At 55.2% G+C, this 24,716-nt stretch carries 23 protein-coding genes and 1 pseudogene; 14 read left to right on the forward strand and 10 right to left on the reverse strand.

From position 1 onward, the window contains the following. The first annotated feature begins 167 nt into the window (after nucleotides 1–167). Nucleotides 168–1,299 (forward strand): annotated as a pseudogene (locus C6A40_RS04090) (phage integrase Arm DNA-binding domain-containing protein). Nucleotides 1,300–1,448: 149 nt separating this feature from the next. Here the strand turns inward: C6A40_RS04090 and dcp are convergent. Next, nucleotides 1,449–3,482, reverse strand: coding sequence for a peptidyl-dipeptidase Dcp (gene dcp, locus C6A40_RS04095; protein WP_045335966.1), 2,034 nt, complete (start codon nucleotides 3,480–3,482; stop codon nucleotides 1,449–1,451). A 142-nt stretch (nucleotides 3,483–3,624) separates the two neighbouring features. On the opposite strand from dcp, the gene ydfG reads away from it, so the two are divergent. Both ydfG and C6A40_RS04105 read left to right on the forward strand, forming a co-directional pair. Further along, the gene (gene ydfG, locus C6A40_RS04100; RefSeq protein ID WP_021241307.1) at nucleotides 3,625–4,371 is read left to right on the forward strand and encodes a bifunctional NADP-dependent 3-hydroxy acid dehydrogenase/3-hydroxypropionate dehydrogenase YdfG; all 747 of its coding nucleotides are present in this window, start codon (nucleotides 3,625–3,627) and stop codon (nucleotides 4,369–4,371) included. Nucleotides 4,372–4,462: 91 nt separating this feature from the next. After that, entirely contained in the window at nucleotides 4,463–5,149 is a 687-nt protein-coding gene (locus tag C6A40_RS04105) for a GntR family transcriptional regulator (RefSeq protein ID WP_008502405.1), read from the forward strand. A gap of 35 nt (nucleotides 5,150–5,184) precedes the next feature. On the opposite strand, the gene C6A40_RS04110 is transcribed toward C6A40_RS04105, so the two are convergent. Continuing rightward, nucleotides 5,185–5,616, reverse strand: coding sequence for a universal stress protein (locus C6A40_RS04110; protein WP_023327349.1), 432 nt, complete (start codon nucleotides 5,614–5,616; stop codon nucleotides 5,185–5,187). A 287-nt stretch (nucleotides 5,617–5,903) separates the two neighbouring features. On the opposite strand from C6A40_RS04110, the gene ydfZ reads away from it, so the two are divergent. After that, nucleotides 5,904–6,107 (forward strand): putative selenium delivery protein YdfZ, encoded by a 204-nt coding sequence (gene ydfZ / locus C6A40_RS04115; RefSeq protein ID WP_014883679.1) that lies wholly within the window; start codon nucleotides 5,904–5,906, stop codon nucleotides 6,105–6,107. Nucleotides 6,108–6,150: 43 nt separating this feature from the next. On the opposite strand, the gene C6A40_RS04120 is transcribed toward ydfZ, so the two are convergent. The 5 genes from C6A40_RS04120 to C6A40_RS04140 form a co-directional block, all read right to left on the reverse strand. Further along, nucleotides 6,151–7,614, reverse strand: a complete 1,464-nt coding sequence (locus C6A40_RS04120; RefSeq protein ID WP_045335969.1) for a mannitol dehydrogenase family protein — start codon at nucleotides 7,612–7,614, stop codon at nucleotides 6,151–6,153. A gap of 221 nt (nucleotides 7,615–7,835) precedes the next feature. After that, nucleotides 7,836–9,203 (reverse strand): MFS transporter, encoded by a 1,368-nt coding sequence (locus C6A40_RS04125; RefSeq protein ID WP_008502410.1) that lies wholly within the window; start codon nucleotides 9,201–9,203, stop codon nucleotides 7,836–7,838. A gap of 73 nt (nucleotides 9,204–9,276) precedes the next feature. Continuing rightward, entirely contained in the window at nucleotides 9,277–10,296 is a 1,020-nt protein-coding gene (locus C6A40_RS04130; protein ID WP_045335971.1) for a Zn-dependent oxidoreductase, read from the reverse strand. Between the two features lie 14 nt (nucleotides 10,297–10,310). Then, nucleotides 10,311–11,525: a D-mannonate dehydratase ManD gene (gene manD / locus C6A40_RS04135; RefSeq protein WP_045335973.1), complete on the reverse strand. Its 1,215-nt coding sequence runs from the start codon at nucleotides 11,523–11,525 to the stop codon at nucleotides 10,311–10,313. Between the two features lie 110 nt (nucleotides 11,526–11,635). Then, nucleotides 11,636–11,962: a YnfA family protein gene (locus tag C6A40_RS04140; protein ID WP_044596335.1), complete on the reverse strand. Its 327-nt coding sequence runs from the start codon at nucleotides 11,960–11,962 to the stop codon at nucleotides 11,636–11,638. Between the two features lie 152 nt (nucleotides 11,963–12,114). Here C6A40_RS04140 and C6A40_RS04145 point away from each other — a divergent pair, with 152 nt between their 5' ends. Next, nucleotides 12,115–12,453 (forward strand): DUF1283 family protein, encoded by a 339-nt coding sequence (locus tag C6A40_RS04145; protein WP_008502414.1) that lies wholly within the window; start codon nucleotides 12,115–12,117, stop codon nucleotides 12,451–12,453. Then, nucleotides 12,453–13,013 carry a spermidine N1-acetyltransferase gene (gene speG / locus C6A40_RS04150; RefSeq protein WP_008502415.1) on the forward strand — a complete coding sequence of 187 codons (561 nt, stop codon included), beginning with the start codon at nucleotides 12,453–12,455 and terminating at the stop codon, nucleotides 13,011–13,013. The genes C6A40_RS04145 and speG overlap by 1 nt, the downstream gene beginning before the upstream one ends. Before the next feature lie 143 nt (nucleotides 13,014–13,156). On the opposite strand, the gene C6A40_RS04155 is transcribed toward speG, so the two are convergent. After that, on the reverse strand, nucleotides 13,157–13,873 hold the full coding sequence (locus C6A40_RS04155) for a YnfC family lipoprotein (RefSeq protein WP_008502416.1): 717 nt from the start codon (nucleotides 13,871–13,873) through the stop codon (nucleotides 13,157–13,159). 98 nt (nucleotides 13,874–13,971) lie between these two features. On the opposite strand from C6A40_RS04155, the gene C6A40_RS04160 reads away from it, so the two are divergent. The 5 genes from C6A40_RS04160 (at nucleotide 13,972) to C6A40_RS25200 (ending at nucleotide 18,721) form a co-directional block, all read left to right on the forward strand. Then, nucleotides 13,972–14,241 carry a DUF1161 domain-containing protein gene (locus C6A40_RS04160; protein WP_021241220.1) on the forward strand — a complete coding sequence of 90 codons (270 nt, stop codon included), beginning with the start codon at nucleotides 13,972–13,974 and terminating at the stop codon, nucleotides 14,239–14,241. A 131-nt stretch (nucleotides 14,242–14,372) separates the two neighbouring features. Continuing rightward, a complete protein-coding gene (gene ynfE / locus C6A40_RS04165) occupies nucleotides 14,373–16,814 on the forward strand; it encodes a selenate/tellurate reductase subunit YnfE (RefSeq protein WP_114191241.1) in 2,442 nt (813 codons plus the stop codon). Between the two features lie 93 nt (nucleotides 16,815–16,907). Continuing rightward, complete coding sequence (gene dmsD / locus C6A40_RS04170) at nucleotides 16,908–17,522, forward strand: Tat proofreading chaperone DmsD (protein WP_045335975.1); 615 nt, start codon at nucleotides 16,908–16,910, stop codon at nucleotides 17,520–17,522. Nucleotides 17,523–17,678: 156 nt separating this feature from the next. Continuing rightward, entirely contained in the window at nucleotides 17,679–18,248 is a 570-nt protein-coding gene (locus C6A40_RS04175; RefSeq protein WP_021241217.1) for a hypothetical protein, read from the forward strand. Between the two features lie 248 nt (nucleotides 18,249–18,496). Next, entirely contained in the window at nucleotides 18,497–18,721 is a 225-nt protein-coding gene (locus C6A40_RS25200) for a hypothetical protein (RefSeq protein ID WP_032674682.1), read from the forward strand. Nucleotides 18,722–18,855: 134 nt separating this feature from the next. Here the strand turns inward: C6A40_RS25200 and C6A40_RS04185 are convergent, their stop codons facing one another. Together C6A40_RS04185 and C6A40_RS04190 are read right to left on the reverse strand one after the other, a co-directional pair. Next, complete coding sequence (locus C6A40_RS04185) at nucleotides 18,856–20,577, reverse strand: SulP family inorganic anion transporter (protein ID WP_023344028.1); 1,722 nt, start codon at nucleotides 20,575–20,577, stop codon at nucleotides 18,856–18,858. Nucleotides 20,578–20,969: 392 nt separating this feature from the next. Beyond that, nucleotides 20,970–21,806, reverse strand: coding sequence for a MipA/OmpV family protein (locus tag C6A40_RS04190; protein WP_045335977.1), 837 nt, complete (start codon nucleotides 21,804–21,806; stop codon nucleotides 20,970–20,972). A gap of 203 nt (nucleotides 21,807–22,009) precedes the next feature. Between C6A40_RS04190 and C6A40_RS04195 the strand changes: the two genes are divergently transcribed. The 3 genes from C6A40_RS04195 to C6A40_RS04205 all read left to right on the forward strand — a co-directional run bounded on the left by C6A40_RS04195 (nucleotide 22,010) and on the right by C6A40_RS04205 (nucleotide 24,692). Beyond that, entirely contained in the window at nucleotides 22,010–22,687 is a 678-nt protein-coding gene (locus C6A40_RS04195; RefSeq protein ID WP_021241213.1) for a response regulator, read from the forward strand. Next, the gene (locus tag C6A40_RS04200; RefSeq protein WP_045335979.1) at nucleotides 22,687–24,075 is read left to right on the forward strand and encodes a sensor histidine kinase; all 1,389 of its coding nucleotides are present in this window, start codon (nucleotides 22,687–22,689) and stop codon (nucleotides 24,073–24,075) included. Before C6A40_RS04195 ends, C6A40_RS04200 begins: the two co-directional genes overlap by 1 nt. Nucleotides 24,076–24,212: 137 nt before the next feature. Further along, nucleotides 24,213–24,692, forward strand: a complete 480-nt coding sequence (locus C6A40_RS04205; protein ID WP_008502426.1) for an RrF2 family transcriptional regulator — start codon at nucleotides 24,213–24,215, stop codon at nucleotides 24,690–24,692. Nucleotides 24,693–24,716 lie beyond the last annotated feature (24 nt).

Below are 24,716 nucleotides of genomic sequence, written 5' to 3' on the forward strand. Positions count from 1 at the left end.
GGCGCTGCACAAGATTGCTAAAACAGGACAAACAATCCCAAGGGCGCTGAAACAAGGTCGGCGGTGGGTTACTGATGAAGAGGCCAAATTCATTGGTATGCTCGCATCGCCGGCTCTACCACCACGCATGCCGAAAGCGGTTAAGACGCTTATGGAGAGAGTAATTAATGGCGGTCAGACCACGTAATCACTGGGTTAATATACCAAATCTCTATTGCAAGCTGGATAAGCGTAACAGCAAAACCTACTGGCAATATCGGCACCCTTTAACCGGTCAGTTTATCGGTTTTGGTACCGATCAGGCGGCGGCCAGACTTGCCGCCTCTGAACTGAATCGTCTTCTGACGCAGCAGGAAACTGCCCAGTCGTTTGCCCTGATAGATATGGTGAGCCATAAGAAGATTAATTCTAAGAAATCGATACGGATGCGCGTATGGATTGAACGGTATCTGAAAATTCAGGAGGAGCGACTCAGCAATAAAGAGATAAAAATTAATACGCTTAAATCAAGAAGGACATGCACAAACGTACTGGTTGAAAGGATGCCTGACATTGGCATTCAGGAAGTCACCACCAAAATGCTGGCAGCTATTACAGACGAATATAAAGCCAGAGGCAAACACGAATGGCGCAAACGCTCCGCAGCGTCTGGATTGACCTGTTCAAAGAGCGCAGCACGCAGGCGAAGTTGAGCCGGGATATAACCCGGCGCTAGCCACAAGAAAAGTCGTTGTCCGGGTAAGTCGTTCGTGCCTGAACCTTGAGATGTGGAAGGCGATATTTGAAGCTGCCTCCACTATGGTGCCCTACGTCCAAAACTCCATGCTTCTGGCAGTTGTCACCGGGCGCGGCGATATCGCCAAAATGAAGTTCTCTGATGTCTTGGACGGTCATATCCACGTTGAGCAGCAAAAGACCGGGGCGAAACTGGCTATACCGCTCTCGCTACGCTGCGAGATGTTGAATATTACACTGGCGCAGGTGATCAAGCGATGCAGGGATCGGGTCGTAAGCCCCTGGCTTCTCCATCACGTAACCTCAAGCGGTAATGTGAAAGCAGGCGATCAGGTTGGCGAGAACAGCCTTAGCGTCTCCTTCAAACTCGCGATCGATAGTACTGGCATTTCCGTAGAGGATGGGAAAACAATGCCGACTTTTCACGAGCAGCGTTCTCTATCTGAACGTCTATACGAGGGGCAAGGCATCAATACCCGGCAGCTACTAGGTCACTCATCAGACAGGATGACAGCGGAGTATCATAACGATCGCGGACTCGAATGGGTGAAAGTGAAGGTGTAGCTACGTGAATAATTGGACCGTATCCCCCTGCAAATTTCGCAGAATTTAAGAATTCATTTTGGGGAGGCATTTTGGAGGAGTTTTGGGGAAGAAAAAATCGGGCAAAAACCGGGCACCGCGCCCGGTTCTGCTTAGAGCCTGAAAAGCCCTTACGAACTCAACCCGCGGTTATCCAGCATCGGCTCAATCTTCGGATCGTGCCCGCGCCAGTTGCGATACAGTTCGGCTAAATCTGTGCTGTTCCCGCGCGACAAAATGGCCTCGCGGAATTTTTGCCCGTTTTCACGCGTCAACCCGCCCTGCTCGACAAACCACTGGTAGCCATCGTCCGCCAGCATCTGCGTCCACAGGTAGGCGTAATACCCCGCCGCGTAGCCGCCGCCGAAGATATGGGCAAAATAGCTGCTGCGGTAGCGCGGCGGAACGGCGGGCAGATCCAGCCCCTCTTTCTTCAACGCTGCCGCTTCAAAATCCTCCACGCTCGAAACGGCCTCGCTGATGCCGTGCCAGTTCATGTCCAGCAGCGCGGCAGCCAGCAGCTCCGTCATGTCATAACCCTTGTTGAAATGGGTCGCGTTGAGCATGCTTTCCCGCAGCGCGTCCGGCATCGGTTCGCCGGTTTCGTAATGGCGCGCATAGTGGGTAAACACCTGAGGATGGCTGGCCCAGTGCTCGTTGATTTGCGACGGGAACTCGACGAAATCACGCGGCGTATTGGTGCCGGAAAGGGTGGCGAAACGCTGGCTGGCAAAGAGACCGTGCAGCGTATGGCCAAACTCGTGGAACAGGGTTATTACGTCATCCCAGGAGAGAAGCGCGATACCGCCATTCGCCGGTTTCTGGTAGTTACAGACGTTGTAGATCACCGGACGGGCAGCAAACTCGAAGGATTGCTCGACGAAATTCCCCATCCATGCCCCGCCCTGTTTGGAATCACGGGCAAAGAAGTCACCGTAAAACAGCGCCATGCCTTCGCCGGTGTGGTCGAAAATTTCCCATACGCGGACGTCCGGGTGATACACCGGGATATCGAAGCGCTCGACGAAGCGAATGCCAAACAGCTGGCTGGCAGCCCAGAATACGCCATCCTGCAGCACGGTATTGAGCGCAAAGTAGGGCCTGATCTGCGACTCATCGAGGGCATATTTTGCCTGGCGCACGCGCTCCGCATAAAAGGCCCAGTCCCAGGCCTCCACGGTGAAACCGCCCTGCTCGTCGTCGATGACTTTCTGAATATCGGCCTGTTCGCGTTCCGCGCGGGCGCGGGCGGCAGGCACAATGCCGCGCATAAATTCCAGCGCGGCGGCCGGGGTTTTCGCCATCTGGTCAGCGATGCTCCAGCTAGCGTAATCCTCAAAGCCCAGCAGACGGGCCTGCCGCGCGCGCAGCGCCGTCAGACGAAGAATCAGCGCGCGGGTGTCGTTTTCGTCCCCTTTCTGGGTACGCGTCCAGCCTGCGTTGAAGAGGTTTTCGCGTGTCTGACGATTGCGCAGCGCGGAAAGCGCGGGCTGCTGGGTGGTGTTCAAAAGCGGGATCAGCCAGCGATCGTTTAGCCCTCGCTCCGCGGCAGCCTGCGCCGCGTCAGCGATCTCCGTTGCGCTGAGCCCGTCAAGCTGGTGCGCATAATCCACCACCAGCCCACCGGTCTTATCGGCAGCCAGCAGACGCTGGTTAAACTGGCTGGTCAGGGAGGCCGCCTCGGTATTCAGCGCCTTCAGCTCGGCCTTTTCTGTCTCATTCAGACGCGCACCGGCCAGAATAAACCGCTGATACAGCTCCTCGACCAGACGACGGCATTCGGCGTCCAGCGCGGCACGGTCCTGCCAGACGCTCTCCACGCGGGCAAACAGCGCGTCATTCAGCCAGATATCGTTTGCCAGCGCGGCAAGCTCGGTGGAGAACTGTTCTTCCAGCTCCTGTAAAAACGGATTGGTGTGCGCGGAAGTCATGGCGAAGAACACGCTGCTGACACGCGAGAGCATGGCGCCGCTCTTCTCCAGCGCCAGCACGGTGTTCGTGAAGTCAGGCGCAGCGGCCTGAGCGACAATCGCGTCAATGTCCGCACGCTTCTGGCGAAGGGCTTCATCGAAGGCCGGACGATAGTGGCTGTCGTTGATCTGATCAAAATGGGGGGCCTGGTAAGGCAGCAGGCTGATGTCAAAAAAGGGATTCGTGGCCGTCATCTTTCACTCCTGAGTACGGGTATCCTCCCAGAGTAGGCCAGGCCGCCATCCCCTGCAACGCTGTCATACAAATGTTGCCTTAACGCACCCTCTGCGGCCGTGCTATGTTAGTACAACACAAAAAGCGTTGAGGAACAGTGAGATGATTATTTTAGTTACCGGGGCAACGGCAGGTTTTGGTGAAAGCATCACGCGTCGCTTCGTCGCCAACGGGCACAAGGTTATTGCAACGGGCCGCCGTCAGGAACGTCTGCAGGAGCTGAAGGACGAATTAGGCGACAGCATCCTGACCGCGCAGCTGGACGTGCGTAACCGCGCGGCGATTGAAGAGATGATTGCCAACCTGCCCGCCGAGTGGCGCGCCATCGACGTGCTGGTCAACAATGCCGGTCTGGCGCTGGGCATGGAGCCGGCACACAAAGCCAGCGTGGAAGACTGGGAAAACATGATCGACACCAACAACAAAGGGCTGGTCTATATGACCCGCGCGGTGCTGCCGGGCATGGTTGAGCGCAATCGTGGCCACATTATCAATATCGGCTCCACCGCCGGAAGCTGGCCCTATGCAGGCGGCAACGTCTACGGGGCGACGAAAGCGTTTGTGCGCCAGTTCAGCCTTAACCTGCGTACCGATCTGCACGGCACCGCCATTCGCGTCACCGATATCGAGCCGGGCCTGGTGGGCGGCACCGAGTTTTCCAACGTGCGTTTTAAAGGCGATGACGCGAAAGCAGACAAAACCTATGAAAACGCTAACGCCCTGACACCGGAAGACGTCACCGAAACGGTCTGGTGGGTGGCGACGCTGCCAAAACACGTCAACATCAATACCGTAGAAATGATGCCGGTCAGCCAGAGTTTTGCCGGGCTTAGCGTCCATCGTAGCTAACGCTGCCCTTCCCGGCCTGCGGGCCGGGTCTGTTTCGGGTTATAAAAGAATGGTAGTATGTTCAGGCTAACTCTCTGAGAAATGACAACTCATGGCCGCTGAATCGCAACTCAATCCCACCCAGCCCGTAAACCAGCAAATCTATCGCATTTTGCGACGTGATATTGTCCATTGCCTGATCCCACCGGGAACGCCGCTTTCTGAAAAAGAGGTGTCCGTGCGTTTTGACGTTTCCCGTCAGCCGGTGCGTGAAGCGTTTATTAAGCTTGCGGAAAACGGTCTGATTCAGATCCGCCCGCAGCGCGGCAGCTACGTGAACAAAATTTCACTCTCTCAGGTGCGCAACGGCTGTTTTGTTCGCCAGGCCATTGAATGCGCGGTGGCGCGCCGTGCCGCAACGCTTATCAACGACAAGCAATGTTACCTGCTGGAGCAAAACCTGCATCAGCAGCGGATTGCGATTGACCGTAAGCAGCTGAATGATTTCTTCCAGCTAGATGATGAATTCCACCAGAAGCTGGCGCAGATTGCGGATTGCCAGCTGGCCTGGGACACCATCGAAAACATCAAGGCCACCATCGACCGCGTGCGTTATATGAGTCTCGATCACGTCTCTCCGCCGGAAATGCTGCTCCGACAGCATCATGATATTTTCAGCGCGCTGGAAAAACGCGACCCGGACGGCGTGGAAAAAGCGATGACGCTGCATCTGCAGGAAATCAGCGAATCCGTGCAGCTGATTCGTCAGGAAAATAGCGAGTGGTTTAGCGAAGAGTAATATTACGCCGCCCCCTTTCGGACGCGGCGATGGGTTTAGCGAACGACTAACACCGGAATTGTGGCGTAGCGCAGGATAGATTCCGCATTTGATCCCAGCAGATGGGTGGTGATGCCCGGATTTTTCGACCCGATGACGATCGCGTCATATTCCCCTTCCTTGCTCAGTTTGATGATTTCATCGCGGACGTTGCCAAAGCGAACCAGGCTGTCAATTTTCTCCGGCGAGATGTCGAACAGCCTTTTTAAGGCGTTCATTTTCTTCCCGGATTCCTCAGTCATATATTCTTCGAACTTTTTAATATCGGCGTTAAAACCGCGCAGCAGGGATCGGCTGCTGGTCGGCAGAATATTGACCAGGGTAATCGACGCGCCCTCGGCCTTCGCGAGGTTAGCCGCGTGGCGAACCGCTTTGTCACTCAAATCCATTTCAAATACATCAACAGGCATCAAAATCTTCTTATACATAAGCCTGGCTCCTTATTCCGATGAAAGGGTTATTTCCTGTATCCAGAATGGCATCGGGAATATAAACCAACCCTCAACGCTTCCCTGATGAAACTATCAATTAATGAAAATAACGGTCTGCTTTGTCAATTGCTGTCGTGAACCGTCAGCGCCCGACGCAATAAAGAAAAAAGTGTGAGTTTGATCAAAAACAAAAACATCTGATGCAGACAGGCGTATTTATATGCCCCGTGAACGGCAACCCTGAAATAACGCCGTAACGAACAGGTTAGAGAGGAGAAAATACCATGATGACATACGACCGTAACCGCAATGCAATCACCACCGGCAGCCGCGTCATGATTAGCGGCACAGGCAAAACTGGCGTGATTAAAGCGATCCACAGCGACGGGCTGGATGCTGCGCAGGTGCGCCGCAGCAAAACGGTTGAAGTGGAAGGATGCGAAGGTAAGTTCGAACCGATTGAGCTGATTCGCCTGGGCATGCACTAAACGGTGCGCAGACATGCCGCCGCGAACGGCGGCATGTGCTGAATTACCGTTGAGACACGTACTGCGCCACGGTCGCTTTCGCGCCCTTTTGCAGCAGCGTCTGGTACGCCTTCATCACCGCATCAACAAAGACGGCTTCACGCGGTAGCTCCTTGCCAAAGATGGCTTCAATGCCAAGCAGCGCCCTGACCCGGTTTTCCCCTTCCGCACTGCTCTTCACCGCCGCCTGAATCACTGCCAGCTGCGGATCGCTCACGTCAATTGCGTTACCCTGCTCATCCACGCCGCCGACATAGCGCATCCACCCTGCCACACCCAGCGCCAGCAGCGGGAAAGGCTTCTGATGCACCAGGTGCCAGCGCACGGAATCCAGCATGCGCTGCGGAAGCTTCTGGCTGCCGTCCATCGCAATTTGCCAGGTCCGATGGCGCAGGGCCGGGTTGCTGTAGCGGGCAATCAGGAGATCGGCATAGCGTCCTAAATCGACGCCTTTGACCTTCAGCGTAGGCGCCTGCTCGTTAAGCATCAGCGCGTGCGCGGCGACGCGGTAGTTTTCATCTTCCATACAGTCGTTAATATGCTGATAGCCCGCCAGATAGCCCAGGTACGCCAGGAATGAGTGGCTGCCGTTAAGCATGCGCAGCTTCATCTCTTCAAACGGGATCACGTCTGACACCAGCTCGGCTCCGGCTTTGTCCCACGCTGGACGGCCGGCCACAAAGTTATCTTCGATCACCCACTGACGGAACGGTTCACAGGCCACCGCCGCCGGATCGCGCACGCCGGTAAGCTGTTCAATTTTATTCAGCGTGTCGGGGGTGACCGCAGGCACGATGCGATCCACCATCGTTGACGGGAAAGTAACGTGGGATTCGATCCAGTCCGCCAGCTCACCGTCTACCGCACGGGCGTACGCGCAGGTGACATTGCGCATCACGTGACCGTTCTCCGGCATGTTGTCGCAGGACATCACGCTAAACGCCGGCAGGCCCGCCGCCTTACGCCGCGCGAGCGCTTCCACGACCACACCCGGCGCAGATTTCGGCTGGTGCGGGTTTTGCAGGTCTGCGACGATAAAAGGGTGATCGAGCATCAGCTGCCCGGTCGCCGGGGAATGGCAGTACCCTTTCTCGGTGATGGTCAGCGACACAATCGCCACCTGCGGTTCGCACATCGCGGCCAGGACGGTCTCGAGCCCGTCAACCTGCGCATGCAGCGCCTTTTTTACCACGCCAACCACGCGGGAGGTCCACGCATCGGCAGACATTTCCGCCACGGTATAGAGATTATCCTGCGCGTTCAGATCGGCAATCTGCTGTTCGCCGCCAATCAGGTTAACCTCACAGTATCCCCAGTCGCTACCGTGTTCCGCGGCGAGGATGTCGGCGTACACTGCCTGATGCGCACGGTGAAACGCGCCAAAGCCTAAATGAACGATGCGTGCTTTAAGGCTGTCGCGATCGTACTGTGGCAGCGTCGCGTTGGCCTGTAATAAGGTATTTTCCATGATTAAGACTCGTTAATTAGAAAGCTGTGGATCGCTGCCGCCCATACTGAAGCGGCAGCGCCTGCTGACTACACCAACTAGAATGGTAGCTGGAGTAAAAAAGTGAACTGCCATCAACCATACTGATACTGCCGTTTGAGTTTTTGATTTATATTAACTTTTGTTCATGTGGTGTGACACAAAATCAAAGTTGTGTGACAGGTAGCGCAAGCTATAAACCATCAGCGTCTTGAGGAGACGGCACCGTAACCGACCGTCTCTTTCGGCGCAGACTCGGCTGCGTCTTGCGCCGCGCTTAAATCACGGTCGCGCACTTCCGGCATCAGGATCGCCGAGATCAGTCCAATCACGGAATAGGCCACCAGCATGGCGACAATCGGCCACCAGGAGCCGGTCATATTGCAGAAAATCCCTGCCAGTACCGGACCAAAGCCCACCGCTACGAGACCGCCCGCCTCTTTGGAGATCGCCATACGGGTAAAGCGATTTCGCGAGCCAAACATCTCCGCCATGGTGATATTTTCCAGCGCAAACAGCCCCAGCACGGCGAAGTTATGGATAACGATGATGCAGAGCATGATCGTCCCGGGTGCATAGCTCTTATCGACGATGATCGACAGCATCGGATAGGCCAGAATAATGGCGGAGATATTGAGGATAATGTACGGCAGACGGCGCCCCACTTTATCGGAAAGCCAGCCCAGCAGCGGAATGGAGATAAACCCGAGAATGGAGCTGATCATCAGCGCATCGGTCGGGATGGCCTTATCGAACAGCAGCGTCTGGACCAGATAACCCGCGAGGAAGGTCTGGATCAAACCTGAGTTGCCTGCCTGGCCGAAACGCAGGCCGGTCGCCAGCCAGAAGGATTTGCTTTTCACCATGGAACCCAGTGAGGTGTCCGGCTGCGCAGCTTGCACATCGTTCACTTTCTCAAAGACCGGGCTCTCCTTGAGGTTCATACGCAGCCAGATGGCGAAGATCATCACCACGACGCTGGCGAGGAAAGGCACGCGCCAGCCCCAGGCGAGCAGCTGTTCACGATCGAGGGCAAAGAACATGATGGCCCAGATCGCCGTTGCGCTCAGCGTCCCGCAGTTAGTCCCCATCGCCACCAGCGAGGAGATGATGCCGCGTTTACCTTTCGGCGCGTACTCCGCCAGCATGGTCCCGGCGCCGGAGATCTCAGCCCCGGCGCCGAGGCCCTGAATAATGCGCAGCGTCACCAGCAGCACGGGGGCAAAAATCCCGATCTGCGCGTAGGTCGGCAGGACGCCAATCAGCGTGGTGCAGATCCCCATCATGGTGATGGTAATGAACAGCACCTTCTTACGACCAATGCTGTCGCCCATTCTGCCGAAGATAAAGGCGCCGACGATGCGCGCAATATAGCCTGCGCCGTAGGTGCCCATCGCGAGGATCAGCGCCATCGCGGCGGACTGTTCCGGGAAGAAGATCTCATGGAAGACCAGAGCGGCGCCCAGCGAGTAAAGCTGGAAATCCATAAATTCCAGGGCAGTGCCCAGCCAGCCGGAAACGGCGGCTTTCACCAGATCGGATGTGGTTCTTTGAGGTTGTACTTGCGTCATAATGGCTATCTCTGAAAGGTAAGATGCGTACCACATAGCGCCTGTCTGCGCAGGCGCTTAACCGCGTAAATGATTATTGGCCGAACGTGAGCAAAACTTTGCAGCACTGCCGCTGGTCTTTCTCAAACAGTTCAATAGCGTCTTTAACGTGGTGATAGTCAAAGGTATGGGTGATCAGTTTTTCCGGGTCGATCAGCCCCCTCTTCAGCCAGTCGATAACGACCGGGAATTTGTTGGCGTTCAGGCGCGAGGAGAAGATCGCCAGCTCTTTGCCGGTGATGCCCTGCTGAACAATCTGGCTCGGCTCGCTGGAGAACCCCATCAGCACGATGCGCGCCGCCGGTGAGGCCAGGGTTATCGCTTCCTGCAAAATGGAGGGATGGCAGGCGGCATCAATGATTAACGTCGGTTTGATGCCTTTTTCCTCCAGCGCGGCCTGCAGCGACTGCTCATCGTTATTAAAGACCCAATCCGCGCCGCTGCGCCGGGCCATCGCCAGACGCTCGTCTATGCGATCAACCACGATAACCTGCTTCACCTTATAGACGCCTTTCAGGGCCTGAACCGTAACCAGCCCCATCGGCCCGGCGCCATATATCAGCGCGACGTCCTGTTCAGTCGGTTTCGCCTGCCCCGTTACGTTGGCGGCGATGGTGAAGGGCTCAACCATGACGGCGTGCTTATCAGGAATGTCATCCGGAATGGGCCAGGCGTTTTGTGCGGGCACGACCGCATATTCGCTAAAGCCGCCGTCACGGTGAACGCCCAGCACCACCAGCGAGGTACAGACGTTCGGTTTTCCCACGGAGCACGGGTAGCAGTGCCCGCAGCTGATCACCGGATCGACCGAAACGCGTTGGCCCAGGCGCGCGCTGTCAACGCCCTCGCCCACGGCGTCAATCACGCCAAAAAACTCATGGCCGATGACGCGCGGATACTTCGCAAACGGGTTATGGCCGCGGTAGATGTGGCTATCCGACCCGCAGATCCCGGCCAGCTTGATACTGACGCGGACGTCACCTGCGCCAGGTACCGGGAGTTGACGCTCTTCAATTACCAGTTCGTTCGGCTGTTGAATCACTACGCTTTTCATCGTTTGCTCCTCGCTTACCAGTTCCACAGCGTGCCGTCTTCAAGACGGGCCACCGGCAGATAGGCCGGATCGTACGGGTATTTCGCCGCCAGCTTTTCATCAAACTCGATGCCCAGCCCCGGCTTGTCGCCCGGATGCATATAGCCGTTATCAAAGCGCCAGCTGTGCGGGAAGACCTCCAGCATCTGTTCGGAGTAGCCCATATATTCCTGCACGCCGAAGTTCGGCACCCACAGGTCGAAATGCAGCGCCGCGGCATGGCACACGGGCGACAGATCCGACGGACCGTGCGAGCCGGTACGCACCTGATAGAGCGACGCGAAGTCCGCGATGCGGCGCATCCCGGTGATGCCGCCTGCGTGGGTAATGGTGGTGCGGATATAGTCGATCAGCTGCTCTTCGATGAGCTGCTTGCAGTCCCAGATGCTGTTAAACACTTCGCCTACCGCAATGGGCGTAACGGTGTTCTGGCGGATCAGGCGGAAGCAGGCCTGGTTTTCCGCAGGGGTGGGATCCTCCATCCAGAACATGCGGAACGCTTCGATACTCTTGCCGAAGCGCGCCGCTTCGATGGGCGTCAGGCGGTGGTGCATGTCGTGCAGGAGGTGCTCATTGAAGCCGAATTTACTGCGCACCGCGTCGAACAGCTTCGGCGTGAAGTCGAGGTATTTTTCGGTGGACCAGAGCTGCTCTTCCGGCCAGTCGCCTTTGGTCGCAGGCTCGTAGGCCAGCCCCTTCCCTTTGGCCATGCCGTAGGTGGTTTTCATGCCCGGCACGCCGCACTGCACGCGGATCGCCTTAAAGCCCATCTCTTTGTGACGGGCGTAATCTTCCAGCACGTCGTCAATGGTGTGGCCGGTGGTGTGACAGTAGACCATCACCCCTTCGCGTGAGGCGCCACCCAGCAGCTGGTAGAGCGGCATGTTGGCCGCTTTGGCTTTGATATCCCACAGCGCCATATCCACGGCGGAGATGGCCGACATGGTAACCGGACCGCGACGCCAGTAAGCACCTTTGTAGAAGAACTGCCAGATGTCTTCGATGCGGTGCGCATCGCGGCCAATGAGCTGGGGGCAAAGGTGATCCTTCAGGTATGAGGCCACGGAGAGCTCGCGTCCGTTTAGGGTAGCGTCACCGAGGCCGACAATCCCCTCATCGGTGGTGATTTTAAGGGTGACAAAGTTCCTCCCCGGGCAGGTAACAAACACGTCAGCCGCGACAATCTTCATAATTCCTTTCCTTACATCGTTCGTTGTGATGCCGGAAATTTACGCAACTACACTACTACCATACAAGTATAATGATCGTAAAATAAGCTAACGATCACAAAACCGGGGGCTCATGCGCGGCCCCATCCCGCCACAATAATCAGCATACCGCACAGGGCAATCAGCGCGCCGCCCCAGTCATAGACGCTGAGCTTGACGCCGTCCACCACACGTAGCCACAGCAGCGCCGTGCAGACATAGACGCCGCCGTAAGCCGCATAAACGCGCCCGCTGGCCGCCGGATGCAGCGTTAACAGCCAGACAAACAGGGCCAGCGCAACGCTTGCCGGAATGAGCAGCAATACGGTTCCCCCCTTTTTGAGCCAGAGCCAGGGCAGGAAGCAACCGATGATTTCACACAGCGCAGTCGCAAAAAAAAGCAGCGTCGTTTTAAGCATATTTCACGTCAGGTGAGGATTTATTTAACCATCATACCTGATGATGCCCTTTACTTTTCCATACTCGCTCCGCGGGTATGCCGTCATTTCGCTTTAGTGTAGAATCTGTACGGGGTAACTTGATTATCTGCACCCATTTAAAAGGAAACGCTATGACCACATTAAGCAAACGCCTTTGTCTGACAGCCCTGCTGGCGCTGTCATCGTTCGCCTTTGCCGCCTCTGCGACAGCGGAAACCAGCAAGCTCATTATTGAGTCTGGTGACAGCGCGCAAAGCCGCCAGAACGCCGCCATGGACAAAGAACAATGGAATGACACCCGTAGCCTTCGCCAGAAGGTCAACAAACGTGCCGAAAAAGAGTGGGACAAAGAAGATGTCGCTTTTGACGCGCGCGATAAGTGTCAGCAAAGTGCAAACGTCAATGCCTACTGGGAGCCTAACACCCTGCGATGCCTGGATCGCCGCACTGGCCGCACGGTAGCCCCATAATGTCGGCGCCCTGCGACGTTAAACTCCGTCCGCTGGAGCGTGAAGACCTGCGCTTTGTCCACCAGCTCGACAACAATGCCAGCGTGATGCGCTACTGGTTCGAAGAGCCTTATGAGGCCTTTGTCGAGCTGTCCGATCTCTACGATAAGCACATTCACGATCAGAGTGAACGTCGTTTTGTGGTGGAGTGTGAAGGTGAAAAAGCCGGGCTGGTGGAGCTGGTTGAGATCAACCACGTTCACCGTCGGGCGGAGTTCCAGATCATCATCTCCCCTGAGCATCAGGGAAAAGGCCTTGCGTCACGCGCGGCCAGGCTGGCAATGGATTACGGATTCAACGTTCTGAATCTCTACAAGCTTTACCTGATTGTGGACAAAGAGAACGAAAAAGCGATCCATATCTATCGCAAGCTGGGCTTTATGGTGGAAGGCGAGCTGATTCACGAGTTCTTTATCAACGGTGAATACCGCAACACCATCCGCATGTGCATTTTCCAGCATCAGCACCTGGCCGGACATAAACCGTCAGGCGCCAGCCTGCTGAAACCTACCGCGCAGTGAGATCGATGACAAACCGTGTCATAAACCATTGAGCTGTCTTTCTTGCCGGGTGGCGCTGTGCTTACCCGGCCTACAGGGTGCTTCATTGTAGGCCCGTGCAAGCGTAGCGCCGCCGGGCGAAACGCACAAAATGCACTTTACGCTCAGTAATATTCAATCGTGTTCTTGATGGTGTACTTGTGCTCAACGGCGGGTTTGACGCTATCGTCCGTGATGGTCAGATCGCAGCTCACCGGGTTATTGTGGCGATCGTAGTCGCAGCTCTGCGTCACGTTGCCCAGCGGCTTGTCATTCAACATGCTGACTGCCGAGTAATCCATTCTTTTGCGCAGGTCTTTCGACGGCGTCGACTGGACGGACAGATGCTGATCCCCTGATACGGTGGTTTTGCCCAGCGGGTAACCATCCGCGTCGTAGCGATACTTCACTTCCATCTCTTTGCCGTGCGCCGCCACCACAAATCCGTTGTCGTCGGTATCCCACGTTACCCCGGCTGACGGCAGTTCGGCCAGCTGGCATTTGCCCTGCAGCTTCACTTTGCGCTGCTGGGTTTCCGCATCAAGATAGTAATTGGCATCCAGCACCAGCGCCACGCTGGTGTTGGCCTCCAGGTCGTGTAGCTCCAGCGTATCGAAACACCCTTCCGTCGAGACGGTGCCGGTGACCCGTTTAGACACTTCGCCCTTCTCGTTGAACAGCGTCTGGGTAAAGTCTTTGACCGGGCCGCGCAGCGGATCAAAATCAAATTCGTTTGAAAAACTCGCCATCTCGGGCGTAAACGACAGCGGCGCGGAGCTGTTGTCGCACCCCACCAGTGTTGCTGCCAGGAGCGTTATCGCTGCATATTTCTTCACATTCATTTCCGTACAGGGAGATTATTCCCAATCATATTAGCAAATACAGATGTTTACACGAAGCCTGCTAAAATTAATCTCTACACAGAGAAAAGGAGCTACAGATGAAACGGTTACCCTGGATTACCGCCCTGCTGTTAATGAGTGCCTCAACGGCCGCGCTGGCGGCACCGGATTCCTGCGAGCGCGTGAAAAGCGACATTCAGCAGAAGATCGTCAACAACGGCGTGCCTGAGTCAGGTTTTACGCTGAACATTGTGCCGAACGACCAGGCCGATCAGCCGGGCACTCAGGTTGTAGGCCACTGCGCTAACGACACCTTTAAAATTCTGTATACCCGCACAGGTAGCGGTGCGGCAGCTGAACCTCAGTAATTGAGCGTCAATTCCCTTTGATTTGATAAGGATTAAGATCTACTACCCCCAAATAAGTAACACTCACCCCATCATTAGCCCGGATATCATTTCGGGAGAAATAATACGCAATAATAATGATGGGGTGAGCCATGTCCGATGCTGAACATTACGACGGCGGAATTAGCCGTCGAACTCTCGTGAAATCTACGGCGATAGGTTCTCTGGCGCTTGCCGCTGGTGGGATCTCGCTTCCCTTTGGCCTTAAAAGCGCTGCCGCTGCGGTGAAGCATGCCGTCCAGCCTCCTGAAGATACCGTGGTGTGGGGCGCCTGCTCGGTCAACTGCGGCAGCCGCTGTGCGCTGCGTCTGCACGTCCGCGACAACGAAGTGTACTGGGTCGAAACGGATAACACCGGCGAGGATGTGTATGGCGATCACCAGGTGCGCGCCTGCCTGCGCGGACGTTCTATTCGTCGCCGCATCAATCACCCTGACCGTCTGAACTACCCGATGAAGCGCGTGGGCAAACGCGGCGAAGGCAAGTTCGAGCGCATCACGTGGGATGAAGCGCTCGACACGATCGCCGCCAGCCTGAAAGACGTGGTGGCCAACTACGGCAACGAAGCGGTGTATATCAACTACTCTTCCGGGATTGTCGGCGGCAATATCACCCGCTCCTCCCCTTACGCTTCGCTGGTGGCGCGCCTGATGAACTGCTACGGCGGCTTCCTGAGCCACTACGGCACCTACAGCACGGCGCAAATTGCCTGCGCGATGCCCTACACCTACGGCAGCAACGACGGCAACAGCACCTCGGACATCGAAAACACCAAACTAGTAGTGATGTTCGGCAATAACCCGGCGGAAACGCGCATGAGCGGCGGCGGGATTACGTACTATCTGGAACAGGCTCGCGAGCGGTCCAACGCGCGCATGATTGTTATCGACCCGCGCTACACCGACACGGCAGCCGGACGCGAAGATGAATGGATCCCGATCCGTCCGGGAACCGATGCCGCGCTGGTGGCGGGTATTGCCTGGGTATTAATCGACGAAAACCTGGTCGACCAGCCGTTCCTCGACAAATACTGCGTTGGCTACGACGAAAAAACGCTGCCGGAAGGCGCGCCCGCTAACGGTCACTACAAAGCGTATATTCTCGGCCAGGGCGATGACCACACGGCGAAAACGCCGGAGTGGGCCTCCCGCATCACCGGTATTCCCGCCGATCGCATCGTTAAGCTTGCCCGGGAAATCGGCTCCGCTAAACCGGCTTATATCTGCCAGGGCTGGGGACCTCAGCGTCAGGCGAACGGCGAGCTGACCTCCCGCGCTATCGCGATGCTGCCGATCCTCACCGGAAACGTCGGGATCAACGGCGGGAACAGCGGCGCGCGTGAGTCGACGTACACCATCACCATCGAACGTATGCCGCTGCCGGATAACCCGGTCAAAACGCAAATTTCCTGCTTCAGCTGGACGGACGCCATCGCCCGTGGGCCGGAGATGACCGCCCTGCGCGACGGCGTGCGCGGCAAGGATAAGCTGGACGTGCCGATTAAGTTCATCTGGAACTACGCGGGCAACCCCCTCATCAACCAGCACTCCGATATCAATAAAACCCACGATATCCTGCAGGATGAAAGCAAGTGCGAGATGATTGTGGTCATTGATAACTTCATGACATCATCAGCGAAGTATGCCGATATCGTGTTGCCGGACCTGATGACCGTCGAGCAGGAAGACATCATTCCAAACGATTATGCGGGCAACATGGGCTACCTGATATTCCTTCAGCCCGTGACCGCGCCGAAGTTTGAACGCAAGCCCATCTACTGGATCATGAGCGAAGTGGCGAAACGCCTCGGGCCGGATATCCACCAGAAATTCACCGAAGGACGGACACAGGAACAGTGGTTGCAGTATCTGTATGCCAAAATGCTCGAAAAAGATCCCAAACTGCCGTCCTATGACGAGCTGAAAAAAAGGGGCATTTACAAGCGCAAAGATCCGAACGGCCATTTTGTGGCCTATAAAAAATTCCGCGAAAACCCGGAAGCCAATCCGCTGAAAACCCCATCGGGTAAGATTGAAATTTACTCCAGCAAGCTGGCGGAGATTGCGGCCACCTGGGAGCTGGAAAAAGATGAGACCATCAGCCCGCTGCCCGTCTACGCGTCAACCTTCGACGGCTGGGACGCGCCCGAGCGCGCGCGGTTCCCGCTGCAGCTGTTTGGCTTCCACTTTAAGGCCCGTACCCACTCAAGCTACGGTAACGTGGACGTGCTGAAAGCCGCCTGCCGCCAGGAGGTATGGCTTAATCCTGTCGATGCCGAAAAACGCGGCATTAAGAACGGCGATACGGTGCGCGTCTTTAACGACCGCGGTGAGGTAAGAATTGAAGCGAAAGTGACGCCGCGCATCATGCCCGGCGTCAGCGCCATGGGCCAGGGGGCCTGGCACGACGCCACTATGAGTGGCGATCGTGTCGACCACGGCTCATGCATCAACACCCTGACCACGCACCGCCCGTCACCGCTGGCCAAAGGCAACCCGCAGCACACCAATCTGGTACAGATCGAGAAGGTGTAACGGGTGAATGGCGTGACCGTGGTTTATTCTATGGTTTGTATTATCGGTTAACTCAGTCGCGCGGACACCCTCCGCGCGAGCAAGGAAGATGTAATGAAAGATGTCTCACATCGTGAATCGTTCGCGTTCAGCGCCCGGGTGCTGGGTGCGCTGTTTTATTTCGCACCAGACAGCGAGCAGGCCGCGCCGCTGGTGCAGGCCCTCACCGCAGGCGAATGGGTTCAGGACTGGCCTCTGCCTTCGGAAACGCTGCGACCCGTAGCCGACACCTTTGCCGCGTCTGCCGACGAACCGCTGACGGACGCCTGGCAACGACTGTTTATTGGCCCTTACGCCCTGCCCGCGCCACCGTGGGGCTCCGTCTGGCTGGACCGCGAATCCGTGCTGTTCGGCGACTCGACCCTCGCGCTGCGCCAGTGGATGCGGGAGAACGCTATCGCATTTGAAATGCAGCAGAATGAACCGGAAGACCACTTCGGGACTTTGCTACTGCTGGCGGCGTGGCTGGCCGAGAACGGCCGCGATGAGGAGTGTGCTCAACTTCTGGCGTGGCACCTGCTGCCGTGGAGCACCCGCTTCCTGTCCGTGTTTGTCGACAACGCCGGGCATCCGTTTTATACCGCGCTGGGTAAGCTTGCGCAGCTGACGCTCGCGGACTGGCGATCCGGGCTCCTTATTCCGGTTGCGGAAAAGACGTTGTATCGCTAAGGGGTGTGGCTTGCTCGCGGGTAGCGAGCAAGCTACGGTCAAAAGAGGAAGCTTAAAAAATTTAACTCGAAACAGGAGGCATATTGAATTTAATAATATAAAATAGCTTTTCCTGGTAAGGTCAACACTTTCGTTTGATACATACAAAACAAAACCATGACTAAAAATTATTCTTTCGAAGATAAACGCAAGAAATTACTTGTTACAGCCGTGATATTCAGCGTTTTAGGTGGATGGCTCTGGTATATGTCATGGGCATCTGGCATCTCCCATAATACTATATTAAAAAAATCCGTCCCTGAATGGATGACATATATTTCACTTGGCGTTTTGATTGGAACAATTTTTGTTATGCGCGCTTTTTACCTGCGCACTTTTAACAAAACATTAGAATATATTGCCAGTGCTTTTTTTAGCGGCTTTTGCCTTGGGTTTGTATTGAGCTTAAATTGTTATGATATTTATGTCTATCTCTTCCCGGACAAAATAATTGGCTATGAATCTGAATATGAGGTTGTCTTTCCGGGACCTTCGAGAGGTAAGCATGGCCATTGTGAAGCGGGTCTCTGGTTAAAAGATCAGAACACCAACAGATGGATTCAGCTTTGTACAAACAAAGAATATCTGCACAGCCACCGTAAGCAGGGAATGACTGGGGTGTGGGTGACAGCCCGTGTGAATAATATTGGAAGTTACATTGTGAGTTATGAGTTTATTTATTTGTAGGCACGACCCTATCTATTTTTGTTCTGGCGAAAATGAATGGTACTCAAGGTCCCCTCCTTGCTTATAGCCGTCAGCCTGATACGGCGCACCAGAGATTGCGCATTCACAGCGGAGAAACCGGCTACGGGCAGGGTCATCTCAAAATCGAATCAGGGTAAATCTCATTCATACCCCCACATTTAGTGGTGGATACGTGACGACTGTTCCTCTATTCTGCTTTTTCAGCGAGCAAGCCGGAGTCATTTTTAGTGGATAATCCCATACTTCAGAAAACCATCATTATCTTTATTCTCATCCTGTGGGTAATAGACGGAGTCAGGAGAAAGAAAAAAAAGCGTTATGACTCCGCTATAGCAGAGGCTAATGCCAGAGAACGCTATGAATGGCGCTATCTCAGATGGGGCTGGCAGGCAATACGAGTGGCGGCGGCAGTGTATATCTTTGTTCAGCTGATTCAGGTTTTACTGAGATAGATGGCAGAAGAAGGTAAGACGGGCAAGGAACATCTCACTGTCCAGTCCAACAGTAGCTGAGCCTCGGTGGTAGAAATTGTGAGTGTTCCCTGCCTGCCAGTAGCATGCGTTACGAGCCTTTCACCACTATTTGGTTATGTATCACCGACTGATTCCCCCTCACTCGCACTCTCTTTGCTCTGAATGAACCGAAGTGCCAGGTAGAGGTCTGGCGCCAGAATCATGTCATCATCATTCATTGTTGGCCGACTGTCTTTAAACCAGCGTGTTAACTCCGTTTTCCTGCCCGCAAGAATTAATTTAATCTGTCGACCTTTCAGATCGCGCTTTAACTCATTAATGGTTGCCAGGACACTGATGTCTGAATAGGTGAAGCAGGCAACGGCATCAATGACCACCCATTTAGGCTGTATGGCTGCTCCATCAACCAGGTTCAATACCCGACGTTTAAAATAAGCCACATTAAAATAGGTCAACGGTGAGTTAAATCGATACATCAGCACGCCCGGGACCATTTTTATATCGGTGGTATTCCCTAACGAGTGAATCATTCCCTCTTCGTCAGTGCCCAGCAGGTGCTCAGAGGGACGAAATACCGTACGAAGGAACTGCAACAGGCCAAGCAACACTGCAAGGCCGATCCCCTGGATAACGCCGATAATTAACACACAGCCAAACGTGAAGAAGGCCAGGCGAAAGGCCTGTTTATTTCTGCGCCTCAGGTTCCATAGTCCACGTAAATCAATCAATGACCACGATGCATACATTAGAACAATCCCTAACGCAGATACCGGAATGAATTGTAATGGCTGGGTGAAAAATACTACGACGATACCGATGATCAAGGCGGCGACCACGGAAACCAACTGACTTTTCCCCCCAACCGAATCATTCACCGCGGTCCGGGAATCGGCTCCGCTGATAGCAAACCCCTGAGATAACCCCGACATAATGTTCGCAATACCCAGCGCACGGAACTCTGCATCCGCATTAATTTCGTAGCCATTTTTTGCGGCGAAACTGCGGGCGGTCAGCATCAGACTGACAAAACTGACCAACGCCAGGTTCAGCGCCGGGATCACCAAATCACGCATCGGCCCCGGCTGGAACGCCCCCCAGTGAACGACCGGTAAACCAGGCTGGAAGCCTTCTCCCCCAATCGTGGCGATGCCGTACTGTTGCGCAGAGGTCACCCATACCAGTGCCGTTGTTATCACAATGGCGATTAAAGGTGCTGGCCACTGGCTGCGATACGTTTTGATCACCATTAAAATAATTAACGTAAAAAGGGATATTCCTACGGTTAATAAATGGCTATCTGAAAGTCGACCTGGCAAGGCGATTATTTTTTCAATAACCTGCGCTTCATCAAGCTTAATCCCCAACACCTTGCCTAATTGCCCGACGATAATCGTCACGGCTACGCCATTAAGTAAACCGGTAAGAATGGGATGAGAAAGCAGATCGGCGAGCGCGCCCAGCCGAAATTTACTGGCAAGCAAACACCACCCGCCCATCATCAATGTCATGATGATCGTCAGCTGCCAGTGCAGTTCGGGGTTTCCTGCTGAAAGCGGAAATACGACGGCCGCAATCACCGCGCAGGTTGTGGCATCAGGGCCCACAATAAGCTGGCGTGAAGAGCCAAACAGTGCGTAAGCTATCATCGGTAAAACGCAGGAATAGAGCCCTACAATTGCCCCCACCCCCGCCAGCTCAGCGTAAGCAATCGCAACAGGTAGCGCTACGGCCGCAACGGATAACCCCGCTTTAACATCATGCTTTAGCCAGCTTTTATCGTAGGCTAACAAATTTTGTAAACCGGGCATGTAGTTTAACAACAGTTTTCCGAACACATTATTCTCCGGACAGAGATATTACTCGCGTCATGTTGGCACATTTCTTAGTGAGGTTCTGGTTTTCAAATGCTCCGGACGGAGGCCGACACTGTTGCGAATCTAATAAAACGTTAACTCTTTTATTATTCTGACTGATGTTAAACGTAGTTCAGATACTGCGGCTTAACCGGGGTTGGTCGTGCCGGATGCCGTGATGAAAGCAAGTGATGGAATAAATACAATGGTCATTATCAGTAAGTCTCGTTAATCGCTAATGTTGAATCATTTTGGCATAGATAGCAGGTTGTTACGCACCATGAGATTGAGATAGTTCATCACGCTTCCCGTCACCCAGCAGTAACGCCCCGCCATCTTAGCCGGAGCGGCTTACATACGTCGTTATCACATGCTCAAAAACTGTATGTCACCTTCAAACTCCCCGTCGGCGACGTTTTTCGATGCACAATCGGGCTATCGCCCGCATCCCCCGTCAGCTGCGCCACGCCCGCTGAGGCAAGCACGCTCCAGCGAGAGGTGAGCTTGTGGGTCCAGTCAAGGTTCATCGACCAGGCATAAATCCCGGCCCCGGCGTCATGTCGGGCAAAGCCCGATGCGGCCGACTGGGCGGCGTTGACCCCGTAATACGTCTGCATATACTTGTCGGATCCCCAACTGCCGGTCAGCGCCAGCGTCACCGCATTTGTTGGTGAGGTATAGAGCGGGCTGCTCAAGCCGAAATGCACTGCCTCTCCGTTGTCTCTCTCAGACACCGGTACCTCAGCCTGCAGCTGCAGATTCAGCCAGTCGGTCACCTTGTACCCCACCCCGGGTACCACGATAGCCGAGCCTTTAATCTCACCCATCCCCCGCAGCTCGTCGCTGCCAGAGCTGATCGAATCGCTGCTCACGTCTTTATCTTTACGGCCAACTCGATAGCTCAGCGCTGCGCTGTAATCCAGGTTGCCAACATTGTTTCCATAACCGATCCCTCGCGTGGTGCCGATAAAGAAGCCATTTGCCATGGAATAATCCACTACCTGAGCCGCTGAGACGCGGGTTTTCTCTGAACCCGAGTAGCGCGGCCCCACATCCACGCCGCCTCCCAGGGTTAAGACGTTACCCTGGCGCTGTTCTTCCGCCAGTACAGGCGTAGCCAGTAACGCCAGAACGACGCCCGGCACGAGGGTTTTCAGGCAGCGGCCCGAAAGTAAATGAGGGAACGTATGACGCAGTTCGATATTTCTCATTAAGGAAGTCCTTATGGATGCAAATGATGACGATGCAGGCGGTTAAACGCCGGAACGCCCATTTTGAAGCGTGACCCTAAGGTTCTTATGAGCCGAAAATGAAGAAAGACTGAAGCGCGCGCGGGCGCTGTCATCCGGACAGATTTCCTGCTACCGTTTTTTTCTTAAGAAATTCTTCATTCACGGTTGATACCGTTACCAATGTGAAAATTCTACTTATCGAAGACGACCTGGATCTCGGCAATGGCGTACGTATCGCCCTCTCAGATCAAGGGTTTGACGTCATATGGGTTCGCCGTAAAGAGGATGCGCTGCATCAGCTTGACGTCTGCGTGCCGGAACTAATTTTGCTCGACCTGGGGCTACCCGACGGCGATGGCATGAGCCTGATGACGCGTTTGCGCCAGCAGCTCAAGGGGATCCCCGTCATCATCCTGACGGCGCGAGGGACATTGCAGGATCGCCTGTGCGGCCTGGATGCCGGCGCGGACGACTATCTCGTCAAACCTTTTATTCTCGCCGAGCTGCTGGCGCGAGTGCGAGCCCTTGCGCGGCGCAGCTACGGTTTTGAAAATGAGGCGATAGAAATTCGCGGGCTATCCCTTCATGTCCCAACGCGCCGCGTGACGGTGAGTGCGCGCCATATCGATTTAACGGCCAGTGAATACGCGCTGCTGGAAACGTTGATGCTGCGCGCGGACCGCGTGCTGACCCGGCGGTTTCTGGAGGAAAGGATATTCGGCAACAAAGAGAACCTCAGCAACGCGCTCGACGTGCATATGGGAAATTTGCGGCGGAAAATCGGCGACGGCTATGTGCGAACGGTCCGGGGCGTCGGGTACGTCATTGATACCGTCTCCATTCAAAAGGTGAGCGGTTAATGCAAAACGTCTGGTATCACCTGAGGCGCCCGACGCTGGTGCGCCGAATTATCATCGCCCAGATGCTTCTGCTGACCCTGCTGTGGTGTCTTTTTCTAACCTTTATTCTGTGGGAGGACCTGCGCAGCCCTCCCATCCTCACGGGCAGTAAAACGTACGAAACCGTTTTTACCCTGGCTGAGCGTATGGACGGACGTCCGCAGGATCGTACCGCCGTGCTGGAAGCCTTTAGCCAGGCCCTGCGGGAAGGTTACGGCGGAGGGGAAGATCCCGTGCTGTCGATTAACCTCATCGTTCGCAAGAATAATGCCGTTATTTTTGCCTCCGACGGTGCGCCCGCGGGGATAACAAACACCCGATTCGGAGAACTGGAGCACGTTCAGAGTGGAGATCGTACCTGGACCAGCCGCACCCTTAAATCCCCTCACTCTGACGTTGAGGTCACCCTCTTCACGCCAGCCAGCGGCTGGAACTTCTTTATCTATCTGAACTCTCGCGGGTACTACATCCTGCCGCTGCTGGTCTGCTTCCCATTTCTGCTGTTTCCCGCGTGGCTCTCAATCCGCATTGCGATGCGTCCATGGAATAAGGTGGTCAATGAAATTACGTTACGCACGCCGGACGACCTCTCCCCTTTAAGAGCCGTACCGAAGCACCGGGAGCTTCGCCAGATGGTGGACGCGATCAACGACTTCCTTGCCAGGGTGCGTGAAAGCGCGGAAAGGGAGCGGGTTTTCATCGCGGATGCTGCACACGAGCTGCGTACCCCCCTCGCGGCGATGCGCATCAACGTGGAGGCGCTGCAGTCCTGGGTCATCAGCGAGAGCCAGAAGGAGCTGCTTGCGGGCGTGATTCGCAGCAACAGCCGCGCCGCGCGCCTCGTCAATCAGCTGCTGCTGATGATGCACAGTGAATCGCGCATTGATACGGCGATGGAACCCGTGCCGCTGACAACGCTTATTCAGGAACGAATGGCCGAGCTGGAACCGCTAGCGTCTGCGCGCAAAATTGAGCTGGAATTCTTTGCCGATGATGACGTCTGGATCCACGGCGTCAGGGAACGCCTGGTGTCGCTGATTGATAATCTCATTGAGAACGCCGTGAAGTACAGCCCCGAGGGCGGGCGGATTCAGGTCGACGTGAGCGCCTGCGATCGCGTCGTTCAGCTGCGCGTCTCCGATGCGGGCCCGGGTATTCCGCCTGAACTGCGCGAGCGCGTGTTCGACCGCTTTTTCCGCGATCCCAATCAGGTGCAGAGCGGCAGCGGGCTGGGGCTTGCCATCGTCAAAGCGGTGGCGCAGCAGCACAACAGCAGCGTAAACCTGAGTACGTCCTCGGAAGGCGGCCTCCTGGTGACGGTTGACTTCCCGAACCGCACGTTTAGCTAAAGCAGAACAGGGGGTTTGATCGCAAATGCCGCAGATTGCTTCAAAATAATTACCGTATTTGTTATATTGTTGTTTATTGCTTATTCACCTCTGCGGTGCCAAAAAGAACAAGATTCACCGCAACCCAGGACAGAGAAATGTTAGATTACCGCTTCCCGACAGCTTTGCAGATGGTTCTCAGCGTAGCGATGGCGGAGCAATTGGGTGAACGTTCGACGAGCGCGATTCTGGCCTACGGCCTGGAAGCGAACCCGAGCTTCATCCGCAAATTGATGGTTCCGCTGACGCGAGACGGCATTATCGTCTCAACGCTTGGCCGTAACGGCTCCATTCATCTTGGTCGCCCGCCGGAAGAGATCACCCTGCGCGACATCTACCTTTCGGTCATCGAAGATAAAAAACTGTGGGCGTCGCGCCCTGACGTACCGGCCCGCTGCGTGGTCAGCGCTAACGCCTGCTGGTACTTTAAATCGATTTCTGAAGAGGCCGAGCAGGCGTCGTTAGCGGTACTGGAGCGCCATACCGTGGCTAGCGCCCTGGAAGCGGTGAAAAACGCCGACAGCAGCGGATGGGATCCGCTCCCCGACCTCATTGCCCAGTATCAAAAAACGTCATAACGTTTTCCTGATGCGAAAAAAAAC

The organism is Enterobacter sp. GER_MD16_1505_Eko_090, assembly GCF_003331015.1.
GTDB lineage: Bacteria > Pseudomonadota > Gammaproteobacteria > Enterobacterales > Enterobacteriaceae > Enterobacter > Enterobacter roggenkampii.

Coding starts and splice junctions, on each gene's coding strand:
- dcp (WP_045335966.1), bottom strand. CDS start 3,482: ATGACGGCCACGAATCCCTTTTTTGACATCAGCCTGCTGCCTTACCAG.
- ydfG (WP_021241307.1), top strand. CDS start 3,625: ATGATTATTTTAGTTACCGGGGCAACGGCAGGTTTTGGTGAAAGCATC.
- C6A40_RS04105 (WP_008502405.1), top strand. CDS start 4,463: ATGGCCGCTGAATCGCAACTCAATCCCACCCAGCCCGTAAACCAGCAA.
- C6A40_RS04110 (WP_023327349.1), bottom strand. CDS start 5,616: ATGTATAAGAAGATTTTGATGCCTGTTGATGTATTTGAAATGGATTTG.
- ydfZ (WP_014883679.1), top strand. CDS start 5,904: ATGATGACATACGACCGTAACCGCAATGCAATCACCACCGGCAGCCGC.
- C6A40_RS04120 (WP_045335969.1), bottom strand. CDS start 7,614: ATGGAAAATACCTTATTACAGGCCAACGCGACGCTGCCACAGTACGAT.
- C6A40_RS04125 (WP_008502410.1), bottom strand. CDS start 9,203: ATGACGCAAGTACAACCTCAAAGAACCACATCCGATCTGGTGAAAGCC.
- C6A40_RS04130 (WP_045335971.1), bottom strand. CDS start 10,296: ATGAAAAGCGTAGTGATTCAACAGCCGAACGAACTGGTAATTGAAGAG.
- manD (WP_045335973.1), bottom strand. CDS start 11,525: ATGAAGATTGTCGCGGCTGACGTGTTTGTTACCTGCCCGGGGAGGAAC.
- C6A40_RS04140 (WP_044596335.1), bottom strand. CDS start 11,962: ATGCTTAAAACGACGCTGCTTTTTTTTGCGACTGCGCTGTGTGAAATC.
- C6A40_RS04145 (WP_008502414.1), top strand. CDS start 12,115: ATGACCACATTAAGCAAACGCCTTTGTCTGACAGCCCTGCTGGCGCTG.
- speG (WP_008502415.1), top strand. CDS start 12,453: ATGTCGGCGCCCTGCGACGTTAAACTCCGTCCGCTGGAGCGTGAAGAC.
- C6A40_RS04155 (WP_008502416.1), bottom strand. CDS start 13,873: ATGAATGTGAAGAAATATGCAGCGATAACGCTCCTGGCAGCAACACTG.
- C6A40_RS04160 (WP_021241220.1), top strand. CDS start 13,972: ATGAAACGGTTACCCTGGATTACCGCCCTGCTGTTAATGAGTGCCTCA.
- ynfE (WP_114191241.1), top strand. CDS start 14,373: ATGTCCGATGCTGAACATTACGACGGCGGAATTAGCCGTCGAACTCTC.
- dmsD (WP_045335975.1), top strand. CDS start 16,908: ATGAAAGATGTCTCACATCGTGAATCGTTCGCGTTCAGCGCCCGGGTG.
- C6A40_RS04175 (WP_021241217.1), top strand. CDS start 17,679: ATGACTAAAAATTATTCTTTCGAAGATAAACGCAAGAAATTACTTGTT.
- C6A40_RS04190 (WP_045335977.1), bottom strand. CDS start 21,806: ATGAGAAATATCGAACTGCGTCATACGTTCCCTCATTTACTTTCGGGC.
- C6A40_RS04200 (WP_045335979.1), top strand. CDS start 22,687: ATGCAAAACGTCTGGTATCACCTGAGGCGCCCGACGCTGGTGCGCCGA.
- C6A40_RS04205 (WP_008502426.1), top strand. CDS start 24,213: ATGTTAGATTACCGCTTCCCGACAGCTTTGCAGATGGTTCTCAGCGTA.